Source organism: Thauera sp. SWB20 (assembly GCF_000831325.1).
Taxonomy (GTDB): Bacteria; Pseudomonadota; Gammaproteobacteria; order Burkholderiales; family Rhodocyclaceae; genus Thauera; species Thauera aminoaromatica.
Genome location: NZ_JTDM01000021.1, coordinates 755,724 through 771,622, shown reverse-complemented (window position 1 = coordinate 771,622; position 15,899 = coordinate 755,724). Strand labels below are relative to the sequence as shown.

Annotated in this window: 12 protein-coding genes; all 12 read left to right on the top strand. The window is 69.2% G+C overall.

Annotated elements, in window-relative coordinates:
- Window positions 1-97: 97 nt before the first annotated feature.
- On the top strand, window positions 98-2,749 hold the full coding sequence (gyrA, locus tag PO78_RS20830; protein WP_004299030.1) for a DNA gyrase subunit A: 2,652 nt from the start codon (window positions 98-100) through the stop codon (window positions 2,747-2,749).
- Entirely contained in the window at window positions 2,749-3,846 is a 1,098-nt protein-coding gene (gene serC / locus PO78_RS20825) for a 3-phosphoserine/phosphohydroxythreonine transaminase (RefSeq protein ID WP_043746612.1), read from the top strand. Before gyrA ends, serC begins: the two co-directional genes overlap by 1 nt.
- A gap of 79 nt (window positions 3,847-3,925) precedes the next feature.
- Window positions 3,926-4,993, top strand: coding sequence for a prephenate dehydratase (pheA, locus tag PO78_RS20820; RefSeq protein WP_012585794.1), 1,068 nt, complete (start codon window positions 3,926-3,928; stop codon window positions 4,991-4,993).
- A gap of 62 nt (window positions 4,994-5,055) precedes the next feature.
- Window positions 5,056-6,153 (top strand): histidinol-phosphate transaminase, encoded by a 1,098-nt coding sequence (gene hisC / locus PO78_RS20815; protein WP_004299041.1) that lies wholly within the window; start codon window positions 5,056-5,058, stop codon window positions 6,151-6,153.
- 14 nt (window positions 6,154-6,167) lie between these two features.
- Entirely contained in the window at window positions 6,168-7,055 is an 888-nt protein-coding gene (locus PO78_RS20810) for a prephenate dehydrogenase (RefSeq protein WP_043746609.1), read from the top strand.
- 51 nt (window positions 7,056-7,106) lie between these two features.
- The gene (locus tag PO78_RS20805; protein ID WP_043746606.1) at window positions 7,107-9,068 is read left to right on the top strand and encodes a bifunctional 3-phosphoshikimate 1-carboxyvinyltransferase/cytidylate kinase; all 1,962 of its coding nucleotides are present in this window, start codon (window positions 7,107-7,109) and stop codon (window positions 9,066-9,068) included.
- A 90-nt stretch (window positions 9,069-9,158) separates the two neighbouring features.
- Window positions 9,159-10,862 (top strand): 30S ribosomal protein S1, encoded by a 1,704-nt coding sequence (rpsA, locus tag PO78_RS20800; protein WP_004299050.1) that lies wholly within the window; start codon window positions 9,159-9,161, stop codon window positions 10,860-10,862.
- Between the two features lie 11 nt (window positions 10,863-10,873).
- Entirely contained in the window at window positions 10,874-11,161 is a 288-nt protein-coding gene (locus PO78_RS20795; protein ID WP_004299053.1) for an integration host factor subunit beta, read from the top strand.
- Between the two features lie 76 nt (window positions 11,162-11,237).
- Window positions 11,238-11,555: a LapA family protein gene (locus tag PO78_RS20790; RefSeq protein WP_004299057.1), complete on the top strand. Its 318-nt coding sequence runs from the start codon at window positions 11,238-11,240 to the stop codon at window positions 11,553-11,555.
- A 6-nt stretch (window positions 11,556-11,561) separates the two neighbouring features.
- Window positions 11,562-12,737 carry a lipopolysaccharide assembly protein LapB gene (gene lapB / locus PO78_RS20785; protein ID WP_004299059.1) on the top strand — a complete coding sequence of 392 codons (1,176 nt, stop codon included), beginning with the start codon at window positions 11,562-11,564 and terminating at the stop codon, window positions 12,735-12,737.
- Between the two features lie 80 nt (window positions 12,738-12,817).
- A complete protein-coding gene (gene cysM / locus PO78_RS20780) occupies window positions 12,818-13,708 on the top strand; it encodes a cysteine synthase CysM (protein ID WP_004299063.1) in 891 nt (296 codons plus the stop codon).
- Window positions 13,709-13,808: 100 nt separating this feature from the next.
- Window positions 13,809-15,890 (top strand): hypothetical protein, encoded by a 2,082-nt coding sequence (locus PO78_RS20775; protein ID WP_231570780.1) that lies wholly within the window; start codon window positions 13,809-13,811, stop codon window positions 15,888-15,890.
- Window positions 15,891-15,899 lie beyond the last annotated feature (9 nt).

Genomic DNA, 15,899 nt, shown 5'->3' with positions numbered 1-15,899 from the left:
TAGCATCGTCCGCGGCATGCGCCCGCGAACGAAGGCCGGCGATGGTGGCATGGTAAGATCACATGTTTTGGTTTTCGCGGCTCGCCCGCCTTGAAGCATGACCCAGTTCGCCAAGGAAACCCTGCCGATCAGCCTCGAAGAGGAGATGCGCCACTCCTACCTCGATTACGCGATGAGCGTGATCGTGGGGCGGGCGCTCCCCGATGCGCGCGACGGCCTCAAGCCGGTGCATCGGCGCGTGCTGTTCGCGATGCACGAACTGTCCAACGACTGGAACCGCGCCTACAAGAAGTCGGCGCGTATCGTCGGCGACGTCATCGGCAAGTACCACCCGCACGGCGACACCGCGGTGTACGACACCATCGTGCGCATGGCGCAGGACTTCTCGCTGCGCTACATGCTGGTCGATGGCCAGGGCAACTTCGGCTCGGTCGACGGCGACAACGCGGCGGCGATGCGATACACCGAGATCCGCATGGCGCGCATCGGCCATGAGCTGCTGGCCGACATCGACAAGGAGACGGTGGACTTCGGGCCGAACTACGACGGCTCGGAGAAGGAGCCGCTGGTCCTGCCCGCGCGCATCCCCAACCTGCTGATCAACGGCTCGGCCGGCATCGCGGTGGGCATGGCGACCAACATCCCGCCGCACAACCTGGGCGAGATCGTCGACGCCTGCCTGAAGCTGCTCGCCGAGCCCGACACCGACATCGAGGCCCTGATCGACATCGTGCAGGCGCCCGACTTCCCCACCGCCGGCCTGATCTACGGCCTGGCCGGCGTGCGCGAGGGCTACCGCACCGGCCGCGGCCGCGTGATCATGCGCGCGCGCACGCACTTCGAGCCGATCGGCAAGACCGATCGCCAGGCCATCATCGTCGACGAGCTGCCCTACCAGGTGAACAAGCGCACCCTGCAGGAGCGCATGGCCGAGCTGGTCAACGAGAAGAAGATCGAGGGCATCAGCGAGATCCGCGACGAGTCGGACAAGTCGGGCATGCGCCTGGTGATCGAGCTCAAGCGCGGCGAGATGCCCGAGGTGGTGCTGAACAAGCTGTTCAAGCACACCCAGCTGCAGGACAGCTTCGGCATGAACATGGTGGCGCTGGTCGACGGCAAGCCGCGCCTGCTCAACCTCAAGCAGATGCTGGTGTGCTTCCTCGAGCACCGCCGCGAGGTCGTCACCCGCCGCACCATCTTCGAGCTGCGCAAGGCGCGCGATCGTGGCCACATCCTCGAAGGCCTGGCGGTGGCGCTGTCCAACGTCGACGAGATCATCGCGCTGATCAAGGCCGCGCCCACGCCGGCCGATGCCAAGCGCGAGCTGATGGCGCGCGAGTGGCGCTCGGCGCTGGTCGAGGAGATGCTGGCGCGCGCACTGGCCGACAGCTACCGGCCGGAAGGGCTGGATCCGCAGTACGGGCTGCAGGCGCAGGGTTACCGGCTGTCCGAAGCCCAGGCCCAGGCCATCCTCGAATTGCGCCTGCAGCGTCTGACCGGGCTGGAGCAGGACAAGATCGTCGGCGAATACCGCGAGGTCATGGACGTCATCACCGACCTGCTCGACATCCTCGCCCGCCCCGAGCGCATCACCGCGATCATCGTCGAGGAGCTCGGCGCGATCCGCAACCAGTTCGGCGATCCGCGCCGCTCCGAGCTGGTGATGAACACCGCCGAGATCAACATCGAGGACCTGATCACGCCGGAAGACATGGTCGTGACCCTGTCGCACACCGGCTACTTCAAGCGCCAGCCGCTCGCCGACTACCGCGCCCAGCGCCGCGGTGGCCGCGGCAAGCAGGCGACCTCGATGAAGGACGAGGACTTCATCGACCACCTCTTCGTCGCCAACACTCACGACACGGTGCTGTGCTTCTCCAACCGCGGGCGCTGCTACTGGCTCAAGGTGTACGAGGTCCCCGAGGGCACGCGCAACTCGCGCGGCAAGCCGATCGTGAACCTCTTCCCGCTGGTGGAAGGCGAGAAGATCACCGCGGTGCTGCCGATCAAGGAGTTCGACGAGGAGCACTTCGTGTTCATGGCGACCTCGGAAGGCACGGTCAAGAAGACCGCGCTCACCGCGTTCTCCAATCCGCGCAAGGCCGGCATCATCGCGGTCAACCTGGACGACGGCGACCACCTGATCGGGGTGGCGATCACCGACGGCCAGTGCGACGTGATGCTGTTCTCCGACGCCGGCAAGGCGGTGCGCTTCGCCGAGACCGACGTGCGCCCGATGGGGCGCGACGCGCGCGGCGTGCGCGGCATGACGCTGGAGGACGGTCAGGCGGTGATCGCGATGCTGGTGGCCAAGGACGAGTCGCAGTCGGTGCTGACCGCGACCGAGAACGGCTACGGCAAGCGCACCCCGGTGGCGGAATACACCCGCCACGGCCGCGGCACCAAGGGCATGATCGCGATCCAGACCAGCGACCGCAACGGCAGGCTGGTGGGCGCGGTGCTGGTCGAGCCGAGCGACGAGGTGATGCTGATCTCCACCGGCGGCGTGCTGATCCGCACCAGCGTCGAGAGCATCCGCGAGATGGGCCGCTCGACCCAGGGCGTGACCCTGATCAACCTGGACGAGGGCACCTTCCTCGCCAGCATCGAGAAGGTGGCCGAGTCCGAGTCGGACGAGAGCATGCGTGCCAGCGGCGAGGGCGCCGAGGGCGGCGAGGCCGAAGGCGGCGCACAAGCCGCGCCGGGCGAGGGCGAGGCCCCCGCTGCGGACGAGGAAGGAGAGGCCTGATGAGTCGCGTGTGGAACTTCAGCGCCGGTCCCGCGGTGCTGCCCGAAGAGGTGCTGCGCCAGGCCGCCGACGAGATGCTCGACTGGCACGGCAGCGGCATGGGCGTCATGGAGATGAGCCATCGCGGCAAGGAATTCACCGCGATCGCCGCCCAGGCCGAGGCCGACCTGCGCGAGCTGCTCGCGGTGCCGGCCGGCTACCGCGTCCTCTTCATGCAGGGCGGGGCCATCGCCGAGAACGCGATCATCCCGATGAACCTGATGGGCGACAGGCGTGTGGCCGACTACGTGGTCACCGGTTCGTGGTCGCAGAAGTCGCAGAAGGAAGCGCGCAAGTACGCCGAGGTGAACATCGCCGCCTCGTCCGAGGCGGGCGGCTTCACCACCGTGCCGGCGATGGCGGACTGGAGGCTGTCGGCCGACCCGGCCTACGTGTTCACCTGCACCAACGAGACCATCGGCGGCCTCGAGTACCCCTTCGAGCCCGACCTCGCGCAGATCGGCCGCGGCGAGGTGCCGGTGGTGGCCGACATGTCCTCGCACATCCTGTCGCGTGTGATCGACGTCTCGAAGTACGGCCTCATCTTCGGCGGCGCGCAGAAGAACATCGGCCCGGCGGGTCTCACCATCGTGATCGTGCGCGAGGACCTGCTCGGGCGCGCGATGCCGCACTGCCCCACCGCCTTCGACTTCAAGACCGTGGCCGACAACGGCTCGATGTACAACACGCCGCCCACCTACGGCATCTACATCGCCGGGCTGGTCTTCCAGTGGCTCAAGCGCCAGGGCGGGGTGGCGGCGATCGAGGCGCAGAACGTCGCCAAGGCGAAGCTGCTGTACGACTTCCTCGACGCCAGCGATTTCTACGAGAATCGCATCGACCCGGCCTGCCGTTCGCGCATGAACGTGCCCTTCTTCCTCAAGGACGAGACCTTGAACGACGCCTTCCTCGCCGAGGCCAAGGCCGCCGGGCTGGTGCAGCTGAAGGGTCACAAGTCGGTCGGCGGCATGCGCGCGTCGATCTACAACGCGATGCCGCTCGCGGGCGTGCAGGCGCTGGTCGACTTCATGCGCGACTTCGCCGCCCGCCGCGGCTGAGGCCGCGCGGGGCAGGGCAAGGCGGGACGGAAACACGGGACAACATCAGGACGCAAGCCGGAGGGGCCACGGGCCGAGCATGAGCGACGAACTGCTGAAACTGCGCAACGAGATCGACCGCATCGACGAGGAAATCCTCGCCCGCCTCGCCGAGCGCGCGCGCTGCGCGCAGCGCGTGGGCGAGATCAAGCGCGGGGTGATGTATTACCGCCCCGAGCGCGAGGCGCAGGTGCTGCGCCGGCTGGCCGAGCTCAACCCCGGCCCGCTGTCTTCCGATGCGGTGAAGACCATCTTCCGCGAGGTGATGTCGGCCTGCCTCGGGCTGGAGCAGCCGCTGCGCGTGGCCTACCTCGGCCCCGCCGGCACCTTCTCCGAGAGCGCCAGCCGCAAGCACTTCGGTTCCGCGCCCAACTTCCTGGCGATGGCGGCGATCGACGACGTCTTCCGCGCGGTGGAAGCCGGCAATGCCGACTACGGCGTGGTGCCGGTGGAGAACTCCACCGAGGGCGCGGTCGGCGGCACGCTCGATCTGCTGCTGGCCAACCCGCTCAAGGTCTGCGGCGAGGTGCGCCTGCGCATCCACCAGCAGCTGATGTCGCGCGCCGAGGGCATCGGCGCCGCCCGCCGCATCTACTCGCACGCGCAGTCGCTGGCGCAGTGCCACGAGTGGCTCAACCGCAACCTCCCGCACCTGCCGCGCATCCCGGTGGCGAGCAACGCCGAGGCCGCGCGCATGGCCTCCGAGGATCCCGAGTCCTGCGCCATCGCCGGCGACGCCGCGGCGCAGCTCTACGGGCTCAACATCCTCGCGCCCAACATCGAGGACGATCCCAACAACACGACGCGCTTCCTGGTCATCGCCGACCACGACGCCGGGCCCTCGGGCAAGGACCGCACCTCGCTGGTGTTCTCCGCGCCCAACCGGCCGGGGGCGATCCACAGCCTGCTCGAGCCGATGGCCCGCCACGGCGTGGACATGACCAAGCTGCAGTCGCGCCCGGCGCGCTCCGGGCTGTGGGAGTACGTGTTCTACGCCGACATCAACGGCCACCGCGAAGACCCCGAGGTGGCGGCCGCGCTGCGCGAGCTCGACGAGCGCGCCGCCTTCGTGAAGATCATCGGTTCCTATCCGGTCGCGGCGATCTGAGCGCGGCCCCGATTGCACACCAGGCCCGCGCGGGGAGTGCGGGCCGCAGCAGGAGACGACCCATGAGCATTGCCAGCCTTGCCCCCGACTACATCCGCGCGATCATGGCCTACCAGCCGGGCAAGCCGATCTCGGAGCTCGCCCGCGAGATGGGAATCCCCGAGGAGAGCATCGTCAAGCTCGCCTCCAACGAGAACCCGCTCGGCATGAGCGCGCGCGCGCGCGATGCCGCGATCGCCGCGATCGGCGAGGTCTCGCGCTATCCGGACGGCGGCGCGTTCGCGCTCAAGAAGGCCTTGTGCGAACGCTTCGGCGTCAAGCCCGAGCAGCTCGTGATCGGCAACGGCTCGAACGACATCCTCGAGCTGGCCTCGCAGGCCTTCCTCGCGCCGGGGCTGTCGGCGGTGTATTCGCGTCACGCCTTCGCGGTCTATCCGCTCGCCACCAACGCGCGCGGCGCGCGCGGCATCGAGGTGGCGGCGAAGAACTTCGGCCACGACCTCGACGCCATGGCGGCGGCGATCGAGCCGCAGACCCGTGTCGTCTTCATCGCCAACCCGAACAACCCCACCGGCACCTTCGTCCCGGGCGCCGAGCTCGAGGCCTTCCTCGCCAAGGTCCCGCGCCACGTGCTGGTGGTGCTCGACGAGGCCTACACCGAATACCTCGCCCCCGAGCAGCGCTACGACTCAATCGCCTGGCTGGCGCGCTTCCCCAACCTGCTGGTGTCGCGCACCTTCTCCAAGGCCTACGGCCTGGCCGGCCTGCGCGTGGGCTACGGCATCGCCCACCCCGAGGTGGCCGACCTGATGAACCGGGTGCGCCAGCCATTCAACGTGTCCTCGGTGGCGCTCGCCGCGGCCGAGGCGGCGCTCGGCGACGACGAATTCCTCGCCCGCAGCGCCGAGCTCAACCGCCGCGGCATGACGCAGCTCGTCGCCGCTTTCCGCGAACTTGGCCTCGAATGGATCCCCTCGGCCGGCAACTTCGTCACCTTCAAGGTGGGCGACGCGATCGGGGTGAACCAGGCGCTGCTGCGCCAGGGCGTGATCGTGCGTCCGATCGCCGCCTACGGCATGCCGCACTGGCTGCGCGTGTCGATCGGTCTGCCCGAGGAAAACGCGCGCTTCATCGAGGCGCTGCGCCAGGCGCTCGCCTGAGCAGGGGGCGGACGATGGCGCACATCGGCAAGCTGGTCGTCTGCGGGGTCGGGCTGATCGGCGGCTCCTTCGCGCTCGCGCTGCGGCGCGCGGGCGCGGTCGAGCGCATCGTCGGCATCGGCCGCCGGCGCGAAGTGCTCGAGCGCGCGTGCGCGCTCGGCGTGATCGACGAGATCGCCGAGGGCTGGGCGGATGCGCTCGACGGCGCCGACCTGGTGCTGCTCGCCGCGCCGGTGGGGCAGACCGACGCGATCCTCGCCGCGATGGCGCCGCACCTGCGCCCGGGCACCATCGTCACCGACGCCGGCAGCACCAAACGCGACGTGGTCGCCGCGTTGCGCACTCATCTGGGTGGCGCGCTCGCCGACGTGGTGCCGGCGCACCCGATCGCCGGCGCCGAGAAGAGCGGGGTCGAGGCCGCCTTCGCCGAGCTCTACATGGGCCGCAAGGTGGTGCTGACGCCGCTGCCCGAGAGTCGCCCCGAGGCCGTCCAGAAGGTGCGCGACGCGTGGGAGGCCTGCGGTGCCAACGTGGTCGGCATGACACCGCAGGAGCACGACCGCGTCTTCGCCGCGGTGAGCCACCTGCCGCACCTGCTCGCCTTCGGCCTGGTCGACGACCTCGCCGGGCGCAGCAACGCGCCGCTGCTGTTCTCGCATGCGGCGAGCGGTTTCCGCGACTTCACCCGCATCGCCGGCAGTCATCCCGAGATGTGGCGCGACATCTGCGTCGCCAACCGGGTCGCGCTGCTCGAGGAACTCGATGCCTACCTCGGCGAACTCGCGCGCCTGCGCATGATGCTGGTCGAGGGCGATGGCGACGGCCTGGAGGCGGTGTTCGAGCGCGCCCGGCGCGCGCGCAACGCCTGGGCCGAGGGGCTGCCGATCCGTACCGCCGAGTGAGCCTGCGCTTTTTCCTGTTTCGCGGGGACGGCCCCGTTTTCTGAGGTCATGATGGAATTTCTCGATCTGCCCCCGATGCTGGGCGCCGCCGGCAGCGTCCGCCTGCCCGGCTCGAAGAGCATCTCCAACCGCGTGCTGCTGCTGGCCGCGCTCGCCGAGGGCGAGACCGACATCCGCGACCTGCTGCTGTCGGACGACGTCGAACGCATGCTCGAGGCCCTGCGCGCGCTCGGCGTCGATTGGCGGCGCGAGGGCGACAGCCTGGATTACCGTGTATGCGGCGTCGGCGGCCCCTTCCCGGTCAAGACCGGCGATCTCTTCCTCGGCAACGCCGGCACCGCCTTCCGGCCGCTCACCGCGGCGCTCGCGCTGTCGGGCGGCGAGTACCGCCTGTCGGGCGTACCGCGCATGCACGAGCGCCCGATCGGCGACCTCGTCGACGCGCTGCGCCAGCTCGGCGCCGACATCACCTGCACCGCCAACGAGGGCTACCCTCCGCTGCATCTCAAGCCCGCCACGATCCGTCCCGGTGGCGTGGTGCGCGTGCGTGGCGATGTCTCCAGCCAGTTCCTCACCGCGCTGCTGATGGCGCTGCCGCTGACCGGAGTGGAGACCACGATCGAGGTGGTGGGCGAGCTCATCTCCAAGCCCTACATCCGCATCACCCTCGAGCTGATGGCGCGCTTCGGCGTGCAGGTCGGGCAGCAGGGCTGGGAGCGCTTCGTGGTGCCGGGCGGCGCGCGCTACCGCAGCCCGGGCACGGTGTTCGTCGAGGGCGACGCCTCTTCGGCATCCTATTTCCTCGCCGCCGGGGCGATCGGTGGTGGGCCGGTGCGGGTGGAAGGCGTGGGGCGGACCAGCATCCAGGGCGACGTGCGCTTCGCCGAGGCGCTGGAGCAACTCGGCGCGCGCATCACCCTGGGCGACAACTGGATCGAGGCCGCGGCGCCCGCCGGCGGCGTGCTGAAGGCCTTCGACCTCGACCTCAACCACATCCCCGACGCGGCGATGACGCTGGCGGTGGCGGCGCTGTTCGCCGACGGGCCGTGCCGGCTGCGCAACATCGCGAGCTGGCGGGTCAAGGAGACCGACCGCATCGCCGCGATGGCGACCGAGCTGCGCAAGCTCGGCGCCGAGGTGGAGGAGGGCGCCGACTACCTGGTGGTGCAGCGCCCGCCGCGCCTGCAGCCGGCGGCGATCGACACCTACGACGACCACCGCATGGCGATGTGCTTCTCGCTGGCGAGCCTGGGGGGCTGCCGCGTGCGCATCAACGACCCGAAGTGCGTGAACAAGACCTTCCCCGGCTATTTCGAGGCCTTTGCGCAGGTGGCGCGGCCGGTGCCGGTGCTGGCCATCGATGGTCCCTCGGCCTCGGGCAAGGGCACGGTGGCGGCACGCGTCGCCGAGGCGCTGGGCTGGCACTACCTCGACAGCGGCTCGCTCTACCGCCTGGTGGCGCTGGCCGCGATGCGCGCGGGAGTGGCCTTCGACGACGAGGCCGGTGTGGCCGCGCTCGCCGCGGGTCTGCCGGCGCGCTTCGAGGGCGGGCGGGTGCTGTTGGGAGAGGGCGCGGACCGCGACGTCACCGACGAGATCCGCTCCGAGGCCTGCTCGGTCGGCGCCTCGAAGGTCGCCGTGCTGCCGGCGGTGCGTGCGGCCCTGCTCGACCGCCAGCGCGACTACCGCGCGGCCCCCGGCCTGGTGGCCGAAGGCCGCGACATGGGCTCGGTGATCTTCCCCGATGCAGGGCTCAAGGTCTTCCTCACCGCCTCGGCCGAGGCGCGCGCCGAACGCCGCCATAAGCAGTTGATCGAAAAGGGTTTGGCTGCTAACATGGAAAGTCTTCTGAAAGACCTTCAGGAACGGGATGCGCGCGATGCCGCCCGGCCTGTGGCGCCACTCGTGAAGCTGCCGGATGCGGCCCTGCTCGACACCACTCAACGGGACGTCGACGAGGCCGTCGCCTTCGTTCTCGATCTCGTCGGGCGGGGGGGCAAGTCGTCCGGTTGAACGCAATCGCGCGGGAGCGTGGGCTCCGGCGCGTTTTTTCTTGAACCAGCCATGTTTGCCGTCCCACGGCGGTGCCGGAATCCACCTTTTATGTCCAACGCCACCCCTGCCTTCGAAGAAAGCTTTGCCGCCCTCTTCGAGGAAAGCCTCGCCCTCCAGGAAATGCGCGCCGGTGAAGTCATCACCGCCGAAGTCGTGCGCATCGACCAGAACTTCGTCGTCGTCAACGCCGGCCTGAAGTCCGAAAGCTACGTGCCCATCGAGGAGTTCCGCAACGACCGCGGCGAACTCGAAGCCAACATCGGCGACTTCGTCCACGTCGCCATCGACGCCCTCGAAGACGGCTACGGCGAGACCCGCCTGTCGCGCGACAAGGCCAAGCGCATCGCCGCCTGGAACGACCTCGAGAAGGCGCTCAACGAAGGCACCCTGGTCAAGGGCGTCATCACCGGCCGCGTCAAGGGTGGCCTGACCGTCATGACCAACAGCATCCGCGCCTTCCTGCCGGGCTCGCTGGTCGACATGCGTCCGGTCAAGGACACCACGCCGTACGAAGGCAAGGAATACGAGTTCAAGGTCATCAAGCTCGACCGCAAGCGCAACAACGTCGTGGTCTCGCGTCGCGCCGTGCTGGAAGAGTCGATGGGCGAAGAGCGCGAGAAGCTGCTCGCCAACCTCAAGGAAGGCACCGTCATCAAGGGCGTGGTCAAGAACATCACCGACTACGGTGCGTTCGTGGACCTCGGCGGCATCGACGGCCTGCTGCACATCACCGACCTGGCCTGGCGCCGCGTCCGTCACCCGTCCGAAGTGCTGTCGGTCGGCGACGAGATCGAAGCCAAGGTGCTCAAGTTCGACCAGGAAAAGAACCGCGTCTCGCTCGGCCTCAAGCAGCTCGGCGAAGACCCGTGGGTGGGCATCTCGCGCCGCTACCCGCAGGGCACCCGCCTGTTCGGCAAGGTCACCAACATCACCGACTACGGCGCCTTCGTCGAGGTCGAGCAGGGCATCGAGGGCCTGGTCCACGTGTCCGAGATGGACTGGACCAACAAGAACATCCACCCGACCAAGGTCGTGCAGCTGGGCGACGAGGTCGAGGTCATGATCCTCGAGATCGACGAAGACCGTCGCCGCATCTCGCTGGGCATGAAGCAGTGCATGTCCAACCCGTGGGACGATTTCGCCATCAACCACAAGAAGGGCGACAAGGTCCGTGGCCAGATCAAGTCGATCACCGACTTCGGCGTGTTCATCGGCCTGGAAGGCGGCATCGACGGCCTGGTGCACCTGTCCGACCTGTCGTGGAGCGAGTCGGGCGAGGATGCCGTGCGCCGCTTCAAGAAGGGCGACGAGGTCGAGGCCGTGGTGCTGGCGATCGACGTCGAGCGCGAGCGCATTTCGCTCGGCATCAAGCAGCTCGAGGGCGACCCCTACACCAACTTCATCGCCACCCACGAGAAGAACAGCCTCGTGCGCGGCACCGTGAAGTCGGTCGAGGCCCGTGGCGCGGTGATCTCGCTGGGTGACGACGTCGAAGGCTACCTGCGCGCGTCCGAGGCCGCTCCGCACCGTGTCGACGACCTCACCACCATGTTCAAGGAAGGGGATGAGGTCGAGGCGCTGGTGATCAACGTGGATCGCAAGACCCGCTCGATCAGCCTGTCGATTCGTGCCAAGGACCAGGTCGAGCAGTCCGAAGCCATGAGCAAGCTGGCTTCCGAGAGCTCCGCTTCCGCCGGTACCACCAACCTGGGTGCCCTGCTCAAGGCCAAGCTGAACGAGCAGAAGCAGTAATCTGTCCGATCATGACCAAATCGGAGCTGATCGCCCAGCTGGCGGAGCGTTTTCCCCAGCTGGTCGCAAAGGACGCCGATTACGCGGTCAAGATGATTCTCGATGCGATGACCGACGCGCTCGCGCGCGGTGATCGCATCGAGATCCGCGGGTTTGGCAGCTTTGCGCTGAACTACCGTCCGCCCCGTACCGGGCGCAATCCCAAGTCCGGCGAGAAGGTGCTGGTGCCGGAAAAATACGTCCCGCATTTCAAGGCGGGCAAGGAATTGCGCGAAAGGGTGGATCTCGGCGGAAGTTGACCGCGCGGCGATCGGTTTACAGGCAATAATGGAGGGCGACTGCGGTCGCCTTCTTTTTGTTCATCGTTCGGGAATCATGCCGGTCATGCGTGCAATCATCTGGATCATCCGCCTGCTGCTGTTCTTCCTCTTGTTCGGCTTCGCGATCAAGAACGACCATCTGGTCACGCTGAACTTCTTTTTCGGCATCCAGTGGCAACTTCCGCTGGTGTTCGTGATCCTGGTCACCTTCGCCGCCGGCGCCCTGATCGGCGTCACCGCGACGCTTGCCTCGATGATGCGCCAGCGCCGCGAGATCTCGCGCCTGCGCCGCCAGGTCGAGCTCGTCGAGCGCGAGAAGGCCTCGACCGAGACCGCGCTCGCCGCGGCAGAGTCCCGCTTGCCGATGCCCTGATCCCCGATGGAAATCGAATACTGGTGGCTGCTCGCGCTGCCGCTGTTCTTTGCGCTCGGCTGGCTGGCCGCGCGCATCGACATCCGCCAGGTGGTGCAGGAGTCGCGCGCGCTTCCGCGCTCCTACCTGAGCGGGCTCAATTTCCTGCTCAACGAGCAGCCCGACAAGGCGATCGACGCCTTCGTCGAGGCGGTGCGCATCGACCCGCAGACCGTCGAGCTGCACTTCGCGCTCGGCAGCCTTTTTCGCCGTCGCGGCGAGACCGACCGCGCGATCCGCATCCACCAGCTGCTCGTCGACCGCGAGGACATCAGTGACGAGCATCGCCTGCAGGCGCTCGGCGAGCTTGGCCAGGATTTTCTCAAGGCCGGCCTGCTGGACCGCGCGGAGGCTGCCTTTCTGCGCCTGCGCGGCACGCGCGCCAACGATGTCGCGCTGCGCTATCTGCTCGAGATCTACCAGCAGGAGAAGGACTGGGCCAAGGCGATCGAGGTCGCCGAGGCGCTGCCTGGCCATGAAGGCGTGATGTGGCACACCGAGGTCGCCAACTTCCATTGCGAGCTCGCTGCCACGGCGCTCGCGAACTCGCGCCACGACGAGGCGCGGGGCCATCTCGATCGTGCCTTCGAGGTCAATCGCCGCTGCGTGCGCGCGAGCCTGCTGCTCGGCGACCTGCATGCCGCCCAGGGCCGTGACGAGGAAGCGCTGGAAGCCTGGCAGCGCATCGAAAACCAGGACCCCAATTACCTCGCCCTCGTCGCCGAGCGCGTCATGGACGCCTGCGGGCGCCTCGGTCGCGTGGCTCAGGGGCACCAGCTGCTGCGTGCCTGGCTCGCCGGGCACGCCTCGCTCGACCTGCTCGACGAGCTATTCCACTGGGAGCTCGAGCGCGAGGGGCCCAAGGCGGCCTACGAGATGGTGCGCGAGGAGCTGCGCCGCAACCCCACGCTGCTCGGGCTCGACAAGCTGCTCGAGGCGGCGGCGCTCAACGCGCCGGCCGAACAGCGCGCCGACATCGACCTCATCAAGCAGCTCATCCACGGTCACACCCGACGCGTCGCACGCTATCGCTGCAACACCTGCGGCTTCAAGGCGCGCCAGTTCCACTGGCGCTGCCCGGCCTGCGGCGGCTGGGAGACCTATCCACCGCGGCGCACCGAAGAGTTCGACCTGACGCCCTGAAGCGCGGCGAACCCGGCGGGCCGGTCGGGAGTCCACCTCCCGACGAACCCTCCCGAAGAACCCCACTCCACAGGGTAGAAATGGAATTCAGGACGCTGGAAGACTACGTCGGCCGCACGCCGCTGGTGCGCCTCAAGCGCATCGACGCCGGCCGCAACAACGTGATCCTCGCCAAGCTCGAGGGCAACAACCCGGCCGGCTCGGTCAAGGATCGCCCGGCGCTGTCGATGGTGATGCGCGCCGAGGCGCGCGGCCAGATCAAGCCGGGCGACACCCTGATCGAGGCCACCAGCGGCAACACCGGGATCGCACTCGCGATGGCCGCGGCGATCCGCGGCTACCGCATGATCCTGGTGATGCCGGAGAACCAGAGCGTCGAGCGCCGTCAGACCATGCGCGCGTTCGGCGCCGAGCTCGTGTTGGTGCCGAGTTCGGGCGGCATGGAGATGGCGCGCGACATCGCCGAGAAGATGCGCGACGAGGGCCGCGGCATCATCCTCGACCAGTTCGCCAACCCGGACAACCCGGTGGCGCACTACGAGGGTACCGGCCCCGAGCTGTGGGAGCAGACTGGCGGCCGCATCACCCACTTTGTCAGCTCGATGGGCACCACCGGCACCATCATGGGCACCTCGCGCTTCCTCAAGGAGCGCAATCCCGACATCTGCATCGTCGGCTGCGAGCCGGAGGAGGGCTCGTCCATCCCCGGCATCCGCAAGTGGCCCGAAGCGTACTTGCCGAAGATCTTCGAGCGCCCGCGGGTCGATCGCTTCGAGCGCGTCAGCCAGGCTGACGCCGAGGAGATGACCCGACGGCTCGCGCGCGAGGAGGGCATCTTCGCGGGCATCTCCTCGGGTGGCGCGATGCATGTCGCGCTGCGCATCGCCGCGCAGGTCGAGAACGCGGTGATTGTCTCCATCGTCTGCGACCGCGGCGACCGTTACCTGTCGACGGGTGTGTTCCCGGCCTGAGCGCCTTCGGTTGGACGGGCCGCGGGTGACGCGGCGATCGCGTCGCGTGGAGGCTGCAGGTGCCGAACGGGAGTCGTCCCGCCGCGGTCGCGGCTTGCGCGTGGCGTCCTGCGCCCTCTTGCTGCTGATGCTGGCGACCGCCGTTCCGCTTGCGGGCGCAACGGTGTTTCGGGTGCTCGCCCTCCAGATCGCCGAGATCACCCGTCCCGGCCTTGCTGCGGAGGAGCTGAGCGTGCGCTTCGACGCGCATGCGCAAAGCGGGGAGATCGCGGTCGGCCGCCTGCGGGTCGGTGCGCGCGAGTGGCGCGCGCTCTCGCTGCGTTGCGGTCGCCTGCATCTCGACGACGGCGTGCTCGGGTGCAGCGTGGCACGGTTGGAGCTGCGCGGGCGGAGATTGCCCTTCGAGGCCGACATCGAGGCGACGCTCGGCCCCGGGGCGGCGCGGATCGTGCTGCGCCTGGCCGAAGGCGGCCGCATCGAGGCTGCCATTCAAGCGGATGGCCGCTTGCGCGCCCGTCTGCACCGGATCCGCCCTGCGGCGACCGCGGCCCTGCTGGAGCCCTGGCTCGCCGAGCTCGCCGCGCGCCTGCGCGAGCTCGAGGCCGTCGGCGTGCTCGATGCCGAGCTCGATTACCGGCCCGCGGGTGTGGGCGACGCATCCGCAACCCTGCGCGGCCGGATCGCGGGCGGCGGCTTCGGAAGTGGCGACGGTCTGCGTGCAGCCGAGGGCGTGGAGGCCGGTTTCACGCTCGATGCACGTGGGACGGGCGCGGCGTGGTCCTGGGCGGCGCAGCTCGACTGGGACGCGGGCGCGGCCTATGTGCATCCGCTGCTCTTCGAGGCCGGCCCGCGGCTGCGCGCGCACGGGCGCTTCGACGGCCGCCGGATCGTGCTCGAGCGCGGCGAGCTGGCGCTCGATGGGGTTGCAGCCGCCTCCGCGCGCGGCGTGTTCGACACCTTCGCCGGCACGCTGGACACCCTCGCGGTCGAGCTCACCGATGTCGATCTCGTCCGCATCGGCCCGCGCTGGCTGGCGCCGCTGCTGGCGCCGGCGAGTGCGCAGCGGTTGCGCCTCGAGGGGCGGGCGGACCTGCGTGCCGAATTGCGCCGGGATCGGCTGGAGACGGTCGACGTGGAACTGCATGGGGCGGGCTTCGGTCTCGCGTCGCCGCAGGGCGAGGGAATCGCCGCAGGCGGCGTAGCGGAGGAGGCGCGCGCCGAGGTGCTCGCCTTCGGCCCCGTGGATGGGCGCGTGCGCTGGTCCTCGCGCGGCCGGGGCGAGGCCGCCCTGCAGGTTGGCGGAGGGCGCTGGGAGAAGCTCGCGCTCGGGGCCTTCGCGCTCGACGCGGTGCTCGGGCCCGCCGGGCTGCGCCTGCCGGGCGCGCGCATCCCCTTGCTCGACGGTGCGCTGGTGCTCCGGGATCTCACCCTCGGTTGGTCCGTCGCAGGCTGGGAGGGGAGCGCTGGCGCGGTCCTCGAGCCGGTGTCGATGCCCTTGCTCACCGAGGCGCTCGGTCTGCCGCGCATGGCGGGGGTGATGTCGGCCGCGGTGCCGGGCTTGCGCCTGCGTCCGGGCGAGCTCGTGCTCGACGGCACGCTCGCGGTGTCCGTCTTTGGCGGGTGGGTGCAGGCGAGCGGACTGCGCGTGCACGAACCCTTCGGCGTCGCTTCGCACCTGACGGGCGAGATCGAGGCGCGCCACATCGATCTCGCCCAGCTTACCGAGGCCTTCAGCTTCGGCAGCATCACCGGTCATATCGACGCCGATGTGCGCGGCCTGGAGCTGTCGAGCTGGCGGCCCACGGCCTTCGACGCCCGCATCGCCAGCATCGCCGGCGACGAGCGCCGCCGCATCAGCCAGCGCGCGGTGCAGAACCTCGGCGCGCTCGGCGGCGGGGGCGCGCTCGCGGCGGTGCAGCGCAGCGTGCTGCGCCTGTTCGAGACTTTCGGCTATCGCGAGCTCGGCCTGCGCTGCCGGCTTGCCAAGGGCGTATGCGAGATGGACGGGCTGGATGCGGCGCCGGACGGCGCCGCGCGCGCCGATGGCGGCTTCACCATCGTGCGTGGCGGAGGCGTCCCGGCACTCGACGTCATCGGCTACAATCGGCGCGTCGATTGGAACGAACTGGTGGCCCGCCTGCAGCGCGTGGTGGCCGAGGGCGTCTCTCCCACGATCGATTGAATCTGCATA